11 protein-coding genes are annotated in these 13,604 nt (G+C 57.2%); 5 read left to right on the top strand and 6 right to left on the bottom strand.

The annotated features are described in order from the left end of the window. Positions 1–95: 95 nt before the first annotated feature. Entirely contained in the window at positions 96–1,400 is a 1,305-nt protein-coding gene (locus tag G494_RS0115440; RefSeq protein WP_028585243.1) for a citrate synthase, read from the bottom strand. A gap of 384 nt (positions 1,401–1,784) precedes the next feature. On the opposite strand from G494_RS0115440, the gene G494_RS23850 reads away from it, so the two are divergent. Then, the gene (locus G494_RS23850) at positions 1,785–2,450 is read left to right on the top strand and encodes a hypothetical protein (RefSeq protein WP_035246938.1); all 666 of its coding nucleotides are present in this window, start codon (positions 1,785–1,787) and stop codon (positions 2,448–2,450) included. A 93-nt stretch (positions 2,451–2,543) separates the two neighbouring features. On the opposite strand, the gene hflC is transcribed toward G494_RS23850, so the two are convergent. The 3 genes from hflC to G494_RS0115420 all read right to left on the bottom strand — a co-directional run bounded on the left by hflC (position 2,544) and on the right by G494_RS0115420 (position 5,945). After that, the gene (gene hflC, locus G494_RS0115430) at positions 2,544–3,485 is read right to left on the bottom strand and encodes a protease modulator HflC (RefSeq protein WP_028585242.1); all 942 of its coding nucleotides are present in this window, start codon (positions 3,483–3,485) and stop codon (positions 2,544–2,546) included. A 48-nt stretch (positions 3,486–3,533) separates the two neighbouring features. Then, positions 3,534–4,646 carry an FtsH protease activity modulator HflK gene (gene hflK, locus G494_RS0115425; protein WP_232362576.1) on the bottom strand — a complete coding sequence of 371 codons (1,113 nt, stop codon included), beginning with the start codon at positions 4,644–4,646 and terminating at the stop codon, positions 3,534–3,536. Positions 4,647–4,868: 222 nt separating this feature from the next. Beyond that, positions 4,869–5,945, bottom strand: a complete 1,077-nt coding sequence (locus G494_RS0115420) for a rhomboid family intramembrane serine protease (RefSeq protein WP_084456942.1) — start codon at positions 5,943–5,945, stop codon at positions 4,869–4,871. 404 nt (positions 5,946–6,349) lie between these two features. Here G494_RS0115420 and G494_RS0115415 point away from each other — a divergent pair, with 404 nt between their 5' ends. The 3 genes from G494_RS0115415 to G494_RS0115405 all read left to right on the top strand — a co-directional run bounded on the left by G494_RS0115415 (position 6,350) and on the right by G494_RS0115405 (position 9,742). Then, positions 6,350–7,279, top strand: coding sequence for a Tim44 domain-containing protein (locus tag G494_RS0115415; protein WP_028585239.1), 930 nt, complete (start codon positions 6,350–6,352; stop codon positions 7,277–7,279). A gap of 323 nt (positions 7,280–7,602) precedes the next feature. Further along, on the top strand, positions 7,603–8,292 hold the full coding sequence (locus G494_RS0115410) for a glycosyltransferase family 2 protein (RefSeq protein WP_028585238.1): 690 nt from the start codon (positions 7,603–7,605) through the stop codon (positions 8,290–8,292). Position 8,293: 1 nt separating this feature from the next. After that, positions 8,294–9,742, top strand: a complete 1,449-nt coding sequence (locus G494_RS0115405; RefSeq protein ID WP_028585237.1) for a sugar phosphate nucleotidyltransferase — start codon at positions 8,294–8,296, stop codon at positions 9,740–9,742. 62 nt (positions 9,743–9,804) lie between these two features. Here G494_RS0115405 and G494_RS23845 read toward each other — a convergent pair whose 3' ends face one another. Together G494_RS23845 and G494_RS0115395 are read right to left on the bottom strand one after the other, a co-directional pair. After that, positions 9,805–10,230, bottom strand: coding sequence for an FKBP-type peptidyl-prolyl cis-trans isomerase (locus G494_RS23845; protein ID WP_051305755.1), 426 nt, complete (start codon positions 10,228–10,230; stop codon positions 9,805–9,807). A gap of 105 nt (positions 10,231–10,335) precedes the next feature. Next, complete coding sequence (locus G494_RS0115395) at positions 10,336–11,736, bottom strand: NAD(P)/FAD-dependent oxidoreductase (protein ID WP_028585236.1); 1,401 nt, start codon at positions 11,734–11,736, stop codon at positions 10,336–10,338. Between the two features lie 496 nt (positions 11,737–12,232). On the opposite strand from G494_RS0115395, the gene G494_RS0115385 reads away from it, so the two are divergent. Continuing rightward, positions 12,233–13,516 (top strand): ATP-dependent 6-phosphofructokinase, encoded by a 1,284-nt coding sequence (locus G494_RS0115385; protein WP_028585235.1) that lies wholly within the window; start codon positions 12,233–12,235, stop codon positions 13,514–13,516. The last annotated feature ends 88 nt before the right edge of the window (positions 13,517–13,604 follow it).

Below are 13,604 nucleotides of genomic sequence, written 5' to 3'. Positions count from 1 at the left end.
TTGATCTGGCTGAGGGGCAACAGTGGTCCGCCTCCACTGGGTGCTGCCGGCCTCTTCCTGGGGGAGCGATCTGAGTGTTCTTTTTCAAGACCCCTTTAGAATCGCTCACCCAGGGGTTGAAAGATCCTTGCCTGTTCACCGGTGTATATCTGGCGGGGGCGGACGATCTTGGTGGCCGGATCTTCCCGCATCTCCTTCCACTGGGCAATCCAGCCGGGCAGGCGGCCCAGGGCAAACATCACCGTGAACATATCTGTGGGGATGCCGATGGCCCGGTAGATGATACCCGAGTAGAAGTCCACGTTGGGATAGAGGTTGCGGCTGATGAAGTAGTCATCGTTACGGGCGATCTCCTCCAGGTTCTGGGCGATCTCCAGCAGCGGATCAGAGACGTTCATCACCGCCAGGATACCGTCACAGGCCTTCTTGATGATGGTGCCGCGGGGGTCATAGGTGCGGTAGACCCTGTGGCCGAATCCGGAGAGGCGAAAGGGATCATTCTTGTCCTTGGCCTTGGCCACATACTTCTTGTAGTCGTTGCCGTCGCGGTGGATGGCCTCGAGCATCTGGATCACCGCCTCATTGGCGCCGCCATGCAGGGGGCCCCAGAGGGCATTGATCCCGGCAGAGATGGAGGCATAGAGGTTCACTCCGGCGCTGCCCACCAGGCGGACTGCTGAAGTCGAGCAGTTCTGTTCATGGTCTGCATGGAGGATGAGCAGCTTGTTCATGGCGGCAACCACCTCGGGCTGAACCGTATAGGGACGAACCGGGGTATCAAACATCATATTGAGAAAGTTACCGCAGTAGGAGAGGTCATTGCGCGGGTATACCAGGGGATGACCAATGGACTTCTTGTAGGAAAAGGCGGCAATGGTCCGGATCTTGGAGATCAGTCGACCGGCGGTATCGTTGATGTTGAGCAGCGGGTCCCCACCCATCTCCGGATAATAGTTGGCCAGAGAGTTGACCATCACCGAAAGGATGGCCATGGGTGAGGCGTTGGGCGGGAAATGATCAAAGAAATGGATCATATCCTCATGGAGCAGGGCATACTCCTCCAGGAGAATCCGGAAGTCCTCAAGTTCTTCCCGGTTGGGCAGTTTGTTATGGATCAGGAGATAGGCGACTTCGATAAAGAGACATTTTTCCGCCAGATCTTCAATGTCATAGCCGCGATAGCGCAAGATCCCCTTGTTGCCGTCCAGGTAGGTTATGGAACTACTGCAGGTGGCGGAGTTCTTTGAGCCGATATCATAGGTGAATAAGCCGGTCTCTTTGTGGAGTCGGGAGATATCTATGGCCTTATCTCCCTGAGATCCTTTGAGAATAGGGAGTTGGTATTGCTTGTCGCCGATGATCAGCTGGGCATGGGTAGTGTTTTTTACAGTCTCTGTCATAGGTTCAAGGTACCTGGTGGTAAAGGTAAATAATAAAGAGCATGCCCCCACGAGAGCGGGATAGGCAGTTCGGCTAATTCCTGGCTATAAGGACACCTCAGAAAAAAGATGCGACGACCACCTGGTTCAGGTAGACTGGCGAGGCGTGGTATCGATTCCGTTGCTGGAAAGAGTGCACCCTGGCAGGGGCAGCTTTTTCCCGGTTGGGGACTGTTCAGTTAATCAATATTAAACATAAATAGTATACTCGATACTCAAAAAAATACAAGCAGGGAGACCGGCGGAGTCGATCTTCCGGTTCTGGGGGCAAGTTTTTTCACCACTGGAATCGCTGACTCTTTACGAATTATAATAAACGATTGCATCGGTAGAGGAATGACGGATTTGCGAGAATTACGAAAGGCCATCAGAGAGGCCATGGAGTATGCCGTTCCCGACGGCTACCTGGACAAGGCAGAAGATCTGCTGGATATCTATCATGACGACAAGATAGCCCTGGATCTCCTCCACGAGTTTTATCTGAGTCTACCCGACGCCAGGGAGGCCTGGGTGCGGGAGATCATGGTCCTGGCCCGGCATCATGGCATCTTCCTGTTGAGCGCCATGGTCGGGGGCCGGGAAGGGTACCTCTACCTGGTCTCCAGCGAGGGTATTGAGTTTCAGGGCAGCCTGGCGGACGGCTTCCTGGCCCAGGAGCTCTTGGATTTTTTCCAGTTTGAGAGTGAAGAGGCCTTTCGGAGGCTCTGTGCAGCTCCAGCCGAGCTGCACAGCTATGAACCGCTCCAGGTGGATGAGGATATCTGTCCGGCCTGTCATGCGCTTGCCGGTGAGCACCATGAGTTGGGCTGCCCGGTGGAGGTCTGTCCCTGGTGCGGGGGCCAGTTGATTCACTGCGATTGTCGCTTTGAACAACTGGGGCTTGATGCCATCAGCAACGAAACAGAACTGCTCCGCTTTGAGGATCTCCTGGAGGAACGGGGGCGGATTCCCTATTCCCGGGAACAGCGGCCGAGTTTTGCCGACGAGGGCACAGGGGTGATCCTGGACTGAGCCAGGGTGGAAAGAGAACCGGCTCCAGCAAAAAAGGCTGTGTCACCAGGTGACACAGCCTTTTTTGTTTACGGGCAGGAGGCTAGGGGCGCCTTACTGGACCTGCAGGTTCTCCAGATATTTGAATAGATCTGAGTCAGACGAGAGAACCAAGGAGGTGTTGTTGGTGATAATGTGGCGATAGCTCTCCAGGCTCTTCATAAAGGCATAGAACTCAGGGTTGCCGGAGTAGGACTGGGCGTAGATCTTGGTCGCCTCTGCATCGGCAGCACCGCGGAGCTCGACGGCCTCACGTTTGGCCGAGGAGGTGATCTCCTTGAGTTCCTTGTCCACCCGACCCAGGATCTCGGCCTTACGGCCCTCACCCATGGAGCGTTTCTCGGCCGCGATCCGTTTCCGTTCAGAGATCATCCGGTCATAGACCTTTTCCCGAACCGAGTCGATGTAGTTGACCCGTTTGAACATGATGTTGATCAGCTCGATACCGTACTGGGGGGTGACCTTGGAGGCGCTCTCCAGGACCAACTCACTGATTCCGTCACGTCCCAGTTTGGGCGGGGTGAACATATCGCGTGACTGATTGGTTGAGGTCATCATGTACTCTTCGCTCCAGTCGGAGCTGCGGATGATCTCGATCAGGTTGTTCTTGTTGACCAGGTCACGCAGGGTACCGTCAAGGATGTCATCCAGGAGGGAGCGAGCCCGACTTTCACTGCCCACTGCCTCCAGAAAGCGGAGGGCGTCGGTAATCCGCCAGCGGGCGGTGGTGTCCAGGTAGATGAAGGTCTTGTCATTGGTGGGGATCTGGTTGGGCTCACCGTCCCAGATGAGGATCTTCTTTTCAAAGAGGCGGATATCCTGGATAAAGGGCATCTTGAGTTTCAGGCCCGCCTCGGTGACCGGATCGCCCACCGGCGCACCGAATTGGGTGATGATGGCCTGCTGGCCCTCTTTGAGAATATAAAAGCCATCCCAAACCGTCACAGCCAGGGCAACGACGATGATTAGTCCAATAAGTTGAAGTGTTTTCTTCATGGGTCTCTTTTGGTTATGGATAGGGGCAGTTGACAGTTGTTGCCGCTATTACTGGGTTTTTTGGGTGGCGCTGTTGCGTCCTTTACCGGTGAGGTCGAGAAACGGGATAACCGCCTGCTGGCTCTTGTCCATGACATAGACCTTGTCCACATGGGGAAGGATATCCTGCATGGCTTCCAGATACATCCGCTGCCTGGTGACGCCTTCGGCTGCCTGATACTCTTTTAAGATGGCACTGAATCGGTTGGTCTCACCCTTGGCCCGGTTGATCCGTTCGATGGCATAGCCGCGGGCCTCTTCCACGGTCTGTTTAGCGCTACCCCGTGCCTTGGGAATGACCCGGTTGTAGGTCTCTTCGGCCTCGTTGACCAGCCGCTTCATGTCCTGGTCGGCCACGTTGACTTCGTTGAAGGCCGGCTTGACCTTTTCCGGTGGATTGATGTCCTGGAGCTGGAGGGTGACGATATTGACCCCGCATTCCAGGGTGTTCAGTTCGCCCTGGAGTTCTTTCTTGGCATCGGCAGCCAGGATTTCACGGTTACTCAGGACATAGTCAAAATCCATGTTGCCGACGATCCTGCGGGTGACCATCTCAGAGGCGTCGCGCACCGCCTGGGAGACGTTGCGGACCTTGAAGAGAAAATTTACCGGATCGCTGACAATATACTGGACGATCCAGGCCACCTCGATGACGTTTTTGTCACCGGTCAACATCAGGGCCTCCATGTCGAAGCCACGCCGGTTGTAGTTGGGACTTTTACCGGGACTTCTGGTGCGGAAGCCAAACTCCTCTTTACGGACCGCCTCCACATTGACCTTGTTGAGCTCTTCGATAAAGGGGATCTTGAAGTGGAGTCCAGGCTCGGTGGTCCGGGTGTATTGACCAAAGCGGAGCAAGACCCCCACCTCTCCGGGTTGGATGGTATAGAAGGAGGAGTAGATCACCTGGAAGAGGAACACTGCCGAGATAATCAGTACCACCTTGCCTAAGCCGGCAAACATTCCAGGACCTTCACCGCTTGGCTGTTCTTCATTGTCGTTTGGGCCGGGTGGGGTCTGTTTTTCGTTGAAAGAGTCCCTGATTTTCCGGATCAGAGCAGCCAGAAAGTCCTCTGGTGAAGAGGGACGCTTCTTCTGTCCCCAGGGTGGTTGTTCGTTCATTGGCATGGAGTTACCTCGGGTTAGACAATCGGTACAGTCAGGCGGAGCTCGCAGGGCTGTACCATGCACGGGTTGATGGCGGTTGATCAGGGGGGCGGTATGCGCTTGGTTTCCCCCCTGCTGGATCGTATATAAACCTGAAATAATGTATGCACATTGACCCTGGCCGTCAATCCTGAACATGAGAAAAGAGGGAAAAATTAATAGGGGACCCAGGGCGGATCAGGCAGGGGAAATCAGTGGGGCGTAGAGGGCAAGCAGCCAGCAGAGAATCGGCAAGAGCAGGGCCGTGATCAAGAGCAGCAGCTGCCGCCTGGCCCGGGCGGCCCGAAGGATAATTCGGCTGCCCCTGGCAGCCATGCCGACCAGGATACCGCAGATAAAGCCGAAAAAATGGGCTCCGATGTCGGTATTGGCCCCTGCGGAGCCGAGAAAAACCAGCAGCCCCAGCCCGGCGCCCAGGGGGAGGAGAATCTGTCTGAGGGCTGAGGAGCCGGGAGAGCAGAGTCTGAGTCCGGTGAAGATGCCGATGGTGGCGAAGACGGCCGTGGAAAAACCCACCGAGAGATGCTGCTGGTCGCGGACCAGGATGTTGATCAGGTTGCCGGCTGTGCCGGAGAGCAGAACCAACAGCCAAGAGAGGCCAAAGCCCATGGTTCGGCTGAGCAGCAGGATGAGGTGACCGCCGATGAGGAGATTGCCGCTGAGGTGGACCAGGTCGGCGTGGAGGGTCAGGGCCGTGACCAGCCGCCACCACTGGTGGTCAACCAGGATAGTGTCTCGATTGATGGCTCCGAGCTGGAACCAGAGGCTCTCGCTCTGCCAGCTGCCGGTGTGGCCGAAGAAAATGGCCAGCAGCCCCAGGATCGTCAGGGTGACCCAGGGCTTGAAGAAGGGGGGCTGCCAGGAAACATCCGGGCAAGGGGGCCAATCCTTGTTCTCGCACCGGTAGCTTTCCAGTTGGTAGAGGGCTGCGGAGGCCTGTTGCGGTGAGACCAGCAGCTCGCCTCTAGATTGGTCAAGCTCGTGCTCGATGTCCTTGCTCAAGAGGACCAGGGCCGAGGAGGCAAGCTGATCAGGAGTGCCGCTGGCTATGACCACCGGCCGGGAAGCTTCGGCTGCTGATGGCTGGGATTCCATGAACGATTGTTGTCTTGGGCTGAGATCTGAGCCCAGGCCTTCCTGGTTCATGGGTATACGGGTACCTTCGGCCTCATCTTGCACTCCTCCCTCCTGGGAGGAGCGCGAGTTGTGCTCCAGGTCACCTTGAAAAATTATTTTTTCTTCCAATCTCTGCATTATGGTGAAAAATGTATCCTCGGAATATCGATTGTATCTGCCTGCGCTTCATTTTCCCATGCCTTGATCTTGATCGAAAGGTCTCATTTTTCAAACTACCTTTTAGAGAAGATTTTAGAGAAGAGGGCTGCACACCTTGACCCTTGGTGAAAAACAATTATGGTTATTGCAGTTTACAGGGAGATAAGGTAAACACTCAGACTCCAGGGCACCCTGAATAATTGCTCTTTTGCCCAATCTCGGCCTTATGTTCAAAAAATTATCCTTGGAATATCAAATCTATACCTGTGGTAATTTTTATCGCATGCCTTGATCTAGAACAAAATATCCCATTATTCAAGAGACCCTCCAACCCCCCAACTTTTTTCACCGGACAACAGGAACCAAAAAGCTGGAAAAACCCTATGATGACACAATTACGTAGATGCACCCCTTTTTTTCTGATTCTTTTTGCCTTGCTGCTTGCTGAGGCAGGAATTGTCACCGACTATGCCGATGCCCGTTCCAGGGGCGGCGGTCGTTCCTTCAGTCGTTCCACCACCCAAAAGGCCCCCTCCAAGGCCCCTTCCCAGGTGAACCAGAAGAGTGGACAGAAGTCGAGCTTTGGTCGAGGCCTGGCCGGCGGTCTGCTGGGCGGCGCCCTGGGCGGCATGCTCTTTGGAAGCCTCTTTGGAGCAGGCGGCTCCGGCATGGGCATCCTGCCCTTGCTGATCCTGGGCGTGGTCGGCTATTTTCTCTACAAGCGATTTGCCGGCCGGCCGCGGAGTTCCTCGTCCGCCGGATTCCAGCCTCCTCCCCTTGGTAAACAGAACTTGTCCGGAGGTCCCTTTGGCCAGGGCCAGTCTCCAGCGCCTCCGGTTCCTCCTGTACAGGAATCGTTTACCCTTGAGGATGGCTTCAAGGAGATCCGGGCCACTGATCCGGGCTTTGACGAAAACTACTTTGTGGAGATCGCCTCAGACGTTTTCTTCAAGGTCCAGGCCGGTTGGATGCGGCGGGATCTGCAGAGCTACCGTCACCTGTTGGGTGACAAACTGGCCGCTGAGTATGAGCAGCATTTTGCCGAGATGAAGGCCAAGGGCCAGCTCAACAAGTTGGAGAGCATCGCCATCCGTAAGGTGGAGATCACCGACTGCGGCAGCCAGAACGGGGAAGACTTTGTCACCGTACTCTTTACCGCCAACCTGCTGGATTACACCGTAGACGAGCAGAGCGGCGCCCTGGTAGAGGGGAGCATGACCGAGCCGGTGAAGTTTGCCGAGAAGTGGACCTGGGCCCGGCCCGTTCGCAGTGAGGCCTGGAAACTGGAAGGCATTGAGGTGGTCAATGGCTGAGTCGTGAGCTGACGGCTTGTCATTGAGACCAGCAAGGCTGTGCATCAGAACAATGGTGTGCAGCCTTTTTTTTGGCGAAACAGCTGCTCAGCTCCGGAGCGGCCCTGGCCCGGCCCGGAGTGAATCCTGCTGAGTACCCGAGGCTGGCCGACAGGCGCTCTTCGAATGGCCCTCTCCCCTGGGGGGAGTCGCCGGCAAAGCCTGATCTGTTAGAGCATGAAGAAGATAAGGAAGGGGGCTGTCCCTGTCCAGGCAATGTCCGTAGAGGATGGTCTGGTCCGGGAGGCATTCCCTTGAACATTTGCTAATCAAACCAGGAAATCATGGAAACCTTACACCCAGTCGAGCCGGTCGATGTCATTGTCCCGGTCTATAACGAGGAGGAGATTCTGCCGGAATTCCATCGTCGGATCACGGCCCTTAATCTTCCCCTGCATCTGATCTACGTGGATAACGCCTCCAGTGATCGCTCGGTGGAGATCATCTCCTCCTTCGGTGATGTCACCCTGATCCGCCATGAGCAGAATGAAGGCTATGGCGGCTCTATTCTGGATGGTATTGCCCACTCCGAAAACGATAAGATCGTGATCATCGATGCGGACTGTGAGTATCCCCCCGAGGCCCTGCCGGAGCTGATAGAACGGCTGGACACCAGCAACGTGGTCTATACCAGCCGTTTCCTTGAGGGAAGAAATCAGTTTATGCCCCTGCCCAAGCGCTTGGGCAACCAGTTGATCTCCGCCCTGTTCAACCTCCTCTTCCGGCAACGGCTCACGGATCTCTACACCGGCTGCAAGGCCTTTAACCGGGCCGTGGTTGCCGGGGTGCGTTTTGAGCGCAAGGGCTTTGAGCATGTCCTGGAGTTTGGGGTGAGGATGGCCCGCCGCAAGTTGACCATCGAAGAGATTGCCATCGATTTTACCCCCCGTCATACCGGCCAGGCCAAGATGCAGCATATCTCCGAAACCCTGAAGTATCTCTACCTCACCTGTTATTACTACCTGAAGCGTTGACATGGCGAAACTGATAGGGCTGATTCCAGCCGCCGGCAAAGGGGTACGTGCCCGGCCATACACGACCCTGGTGCCCAAGGGCATGCTCCAGGTCGACGGGCGTCCCAACCTGGAACGGATCATCTGTCTGATGCGGGATCAGCTGGGGATCGACGAGATCTATATGACCGTGGGCTACCTTTCCGGGGTGATCAAGGCCTACTTCGGGGACGGGGTCTGGCTGGGGGTCCGCTTACACTACATCGATAACAGCGAGTTGGACAAGGGGCTGGCCTGGTCCATCCTCCTGGCCGGGCGGGAGCTGGCAGCGCCCTGTTGCGTCATGCTCAGCGATGAGTGCTACGTTGGCTCCAACCATCAGGACTTACTCGATTTTGCCTACGAGGATGCCCTGGCTACCTGTACGGTCATGGATGCCGATGACACCAAGCTGATTCAGCGTAACTACTCGGTGCATAAGGAGGGGGACCGGGTCCTCAACCTGGTGGAAAAGCCCGAGGTTCCGGAGAACAACCTGCTTGGCCTGGGCACCTTTCTGTTGACCCCTGCCTTCTTTCCGCTGCTGGAAGAGGCCTTTGCCCGGGCACCCTCGGGATACGTGGAGTTTGTCACCTTTCTGGATCAGCTCTGTGGGGTGGAACCCGGGGTGCTCTGCTACGAACTCAAGGGCACCTACGTCAACATCAACGACCGCGACAGCCTCAACCTGGCCAGGTTCTACGAACGGCGAATGCACTTCAGCGAGAACAGGATCTCCCTGCTGCTCTACTCCGAAGGGGTGGAGGAGAACATCGACTTTACCATCAACCGCTACCGCCGTAATCCACAGCTTGATACCATCTCGGTGGTGATGCCCCAGGCCAATACCATTGCCGATAAGGTACGGGGTTGTGGAGCAGAGGTCATTCTCTGTCCCCGGGAGGTGGAGCTCTATGGCGAGAAGATCCGCTACGGCCTGGCACGGACCGGCGGAGACATCATTGTCATGGCCGAGGCCGACTACACCTTTCCTGAGCATGACATCTGCAAGCTGTTGGAATACATCAAAGAGGCGGATATGGTGGTCGGCACCAGAACCACCCGTCAGCTCATCGAGCAGGGCTCTGACATGCGTGGCCTGGTCCGCTTGGCCAACATCGTCCTGGCCAAGTTCATCGAGCTGCTCTGGTGGAAGCGGGAGGTCCGGATCAGCGATGTGGGCTGTACCTTCCGGGCCATCTGGCGCAGCTGCTACGAGGACCTCCAGGATCGTCTGGAGGCTAAAGGACCGGAGCTCTTGGCAGAGATGGCGGTGGAGATGCTCCGGGATCGTAAACGGTTGATCGAGATCCCGGTGAGCTACTACAATCGGAGCGAGGCCATGTTCGTCAAGTACCGCAACCGTAAGACCTTTGTCCGGATTCTGGTGATGATCGCCGCTAAGAGGTTCAAGGGCTTGCTCCGGAGCTAGGGGCTGGTCAACCGGCCAGCGGCAGCCTGCTGCCGCTGGCCGGCAGGCCAGGCAGCTTTACTCTACTCCTCGATGTTGACCACCGAGACCTCGAAGTGGAGGACCATCCCTGCCAGAGGATGGTTGAAATCCACCACCAGATAATCCCGCTTATCCTCATAGACGACGCCCTCAAGCTGTTGTCCCTGCGGGCCCTTGGCGATGATCTTTTCGCCCACCTGCCTGGCCTCCAGGGGCACATGTTCCCTGGGAACCTCGATCAGCGCCTCCAATCGGACCTCACCGTAGCCCTCCTCCGGCTCCACCTTGAAGGATCTCTGTTCACCAACCCGCATCCCTTCCACGCCTTTTTCCAGGCCAGCCACGATCTCTCCGGCACCATGGGTGTAGCTCATGGGTGGTTCATTCTCGGTTGTTTCATAGATCACATCGTTTTCCAGTCTCAGGGTGTAATGAATGCTAACGGTCTTGCCTGCTTGTACCTGCATGGTCGTCCTTGGTTGTGAGTTATGGGGTGGGGAACGGCGGGGGCTGAACGGGCCGGGCAGGACCGTGCCAGGTCGCCTTGCCTCAGCCAGCGGCCACGCCTGGTCTTAGTCGGTTGCCCTGCGGATAATCTCCTTGGAGGGGATCAGGGCCGTGGCTGTGGCGGAAACGATATTACCGGCCACCCCAGGGCCGTCACCGGCTATGAACAGGCCTGTGATCCTGGTCTCCAGGTTGTTGTCGCTTTCGACCTGGGTGGCAAAGAACTTGATCTCCGGGGCATAGAGCAGGGTCTCGTCGTTGGCCACCCCGGGGACGATCTGGTTGAGCTGCTCCAGGCCATCCACCAGGTTGGAGAGGATCCGCTCCGGCAGGGCCATGGCGATGTCGCCGCAGGTGACATTGGTCAGGGTGGGCTCGATATAGCTGTTTTTGATCCGGTTCCAGGTGGAACGCCGGCCCCGTTTCAGATCGCCGTAGCGCTGGAGAATCGGTTTGCCCCCGCCGATTAGGGTGGCCAGTTTGCCGATGGACTCTCCATAGGCCTGGTTATCCTCCACCGGGTCGGTGAGCACCACCTTGGAGAGGAAGGCAAAGTTGGCATTGTCTGATTTCTTCTCCATCAGGGCGTGGCCGTTGACGCAGACAAAATCCTGATAGTTCTCCAGGGCCACATAACCGCCGAAGTTGGTGCAGAAGGTGCGGGTCTGGTCATCGTACTTGGAGGTCCGGATGAAGAAGGTGGGATCGTAGATGATCGAACAGAGGTCCTGCATGATCTCGTTGTGGACCTCCACCCGGACGCCGACCTCGATCCCCCGTTGGGAGATGTTAATCTGATTGCGTTTGGCCACCCCGGCCACCCACTCCGCCCCGACCCGACCGGGAGCCAGGATGACATGGGGGGCGCGGTAGGTCCCCTTGCTGGTGATGACCCCGGTCACTGCATCGTCTTTCACGGTGATATCTTCCACTCGCTCGGAGGAGTGAAAGGCCACCCCGCGCTCGGCAATGTAGCGGCGCATGGCGTCGATGTGGCCGGGGAGGTTGTCGCTGCCCAGGTGCTTTTGTTTGATTACCAGCAGGTCGATTCCGGATTTTCTGGCCTCCTTGCGGATGGCATAGGCGGCCTCGGTGTCGGTGGGGTAGACCCGCCCATCCATGCCGAAGCGGTTGAAGATGGCCTCCGTCTCATCGATCAGGGCACAGGCTGCGCTGGTGGGAAGGAACTGGGTGAGGTCGGTCTTGCCCAGCTTGTGGATGAAGTTGAGCTTGCCGTCGGAGAAGAGACCTGCCCCACCCACGCCGCAGAGGATGTTGCAGGGTTGACACCTGATGCAGCCCTTGTCGCCGATGGGACAGCTGCGCTGCAGGGGGAGTTTGCCCTGCTCGATCACCACCACCTTCAGGGAGGAGTGTTCGCAGAGATAGTAGGCGGCAAAGAGGCCGGCTGGTCCTCCGCCGACGATGATGACATCAAAGGTGTTCTCAGCTGAAACACTATCCATGGGGTCGCACTCCTGCCAAAAAGGTTGGCCCAGGCCCTCTGCCCTGGGCTGTGGATCGAGCACCGAGGGCGCATTCCCTCCGCCGGTGTCGGTTGCAGCGCCTGAAGTGTGCCATATTTTACGGGGATTGACCATAGGCTATCGTCCATGGGGAGATCTTTTCTCCCGAGGCCCCGGCTTAGCAGGTTATGGCGGAAATGCTCTCCCAGGCCGCTGGCGTCTCTCTCTGGGGTCGCCTGTCCCGGGAGGCTGGAAACTTTGCAGCTCGTGCCGCGCTGGAACACCAGCGCCCTGGTTTGGCCCAGCTGAGGCTATCTCAGAGGGATGTTATCGGCTTTGTTGAATAATCATTGCAGATCAGGGGCAGGAACTATACCATAGAGGTAGGTGAGAGCCAAGATGGCAGCCATGGTCTGACCTGGCTGACGCCTTGCTGCAGGACGGATGGGGCTGATCCTTTTTTTTAAACGATAGCCGTCAGCGGGAGCAGAGTTATATGAAAGCGGAAGATTGTCTGATCCAGAGACTGGGGGAGTGCTGCCACCCCTCGCCCATGGAGGGGGTTCAGTTTACCGCTGCCACTGAATCTGTGCTCTACCATAATCAGTTCAAGGATATTGAACCCTACCTGGAGCAGGGGAGCCGGCCGCCTTCTTTTGATATCGCCGGTCCCAGAGAGGAGATCTATTTTGATCCCTCCACCCTCTCCTGCGGCATCGTCACCTGCGGCGGCCTCTGTCCCGGGGTCAACGACGTGATCAGGGCCATCGTTCTCAGCCTCCACTTCCACTATAAGGTGCGCAAGGTACTGGGCTTTCGTTATGGTTATGAAGGCTTGAATCCTGCCTACTACCATAGCCCCATGGAGCTTACCCCTGAGCTGGTAGGGGGGATCCACCAACAGGGGGGCAGTCTGCTGGGTTCTTCCCGGGGGCCCCAGGAGATCACGGTCATGGTGGATACCCTGGTCCAGTTGGATATCGGTATTCTCTTCACCATCGGCGGCGACGGTACCCTGCGCGGGGCCGTGGCCATTGCCGAGGAGATCGGGCGTCGCGGCCTTCCCATCGCGGTCATCGGTATCCCCAAAACCATTGATAACGACATCAGCCACGTGGACTTTTCCTTTGGCTATGAGACCGCGGTGGCAGAGTCCAGGCATTCCACCTATACCGCCCATGTGGAGGCGGTCGGTGCCCGTAACGGTGTTGGCCTGGTCAAACTGATGGGCCGTGAGTCCGGCTTTATTGCGGCCTCAGCCGCCCTGGCCAACAATGAGGTCAACTTCTGCCTGATCCCTGAGGTGGGCTTCACCCTGGTGGGCCTGCTTCGAGAGCTGGAACATCGCCTCCGCCTCAGGGGGCATGCGGTGATCGTGGTGGGCGAAGGGGCGGGCCAGAATCTCTTTGGCGATGAGTTGGGAGAGGATGCCTCGGGTAACCGTAAGCTGGGAGACATCGGAGTGCTGTTGCGTGATGAGATCAGGCGCCACTTCCATGAGCGGGGGCTGGAGCTTTCGCTCAAGTATATTGATCCCAGTTATATGATCCGTTCCATGCCTGCTTCAGCCTATGATTCCGCCTTCTGTCTCCAACTCGGTCATTATGCGGTTCATGCCGGGATGGCGGGCTTGACCAATATGGTGGTGGGCCACTGGAATAACCGCTTTACCCACGTCCCCATCCCCCTGGCCACGGCCTCCAGGAAGAAGGTCGATCCCAAGGGGCGCCTCTGGTCCAGTGTCTTGGCAGCCACAGGGCAGGCGAGCTGCCTCCTCTAGCAGGGGGACGGAAATCTCACAAGGCTACTTTAAGACAGTAGATTTTTCAAAGGTGCCTTAAGCCCTTGCAGCCTGGGCGGAGGAGAGG

This window comes from Desulfogranum mediterraneum DSM 13871 (genome assembly GCF_000429965.1).
Classification (GTDB): Bacteria; Desulfobacterota; Desulfobulbia; order Desulfobulbales; family Desulfobulbaceae; genus Desulfogranum; species Desulfogranum mediterraneum.
This window is presented reverse-complemented; position numbering and strand designations above follow the sequence as displayed.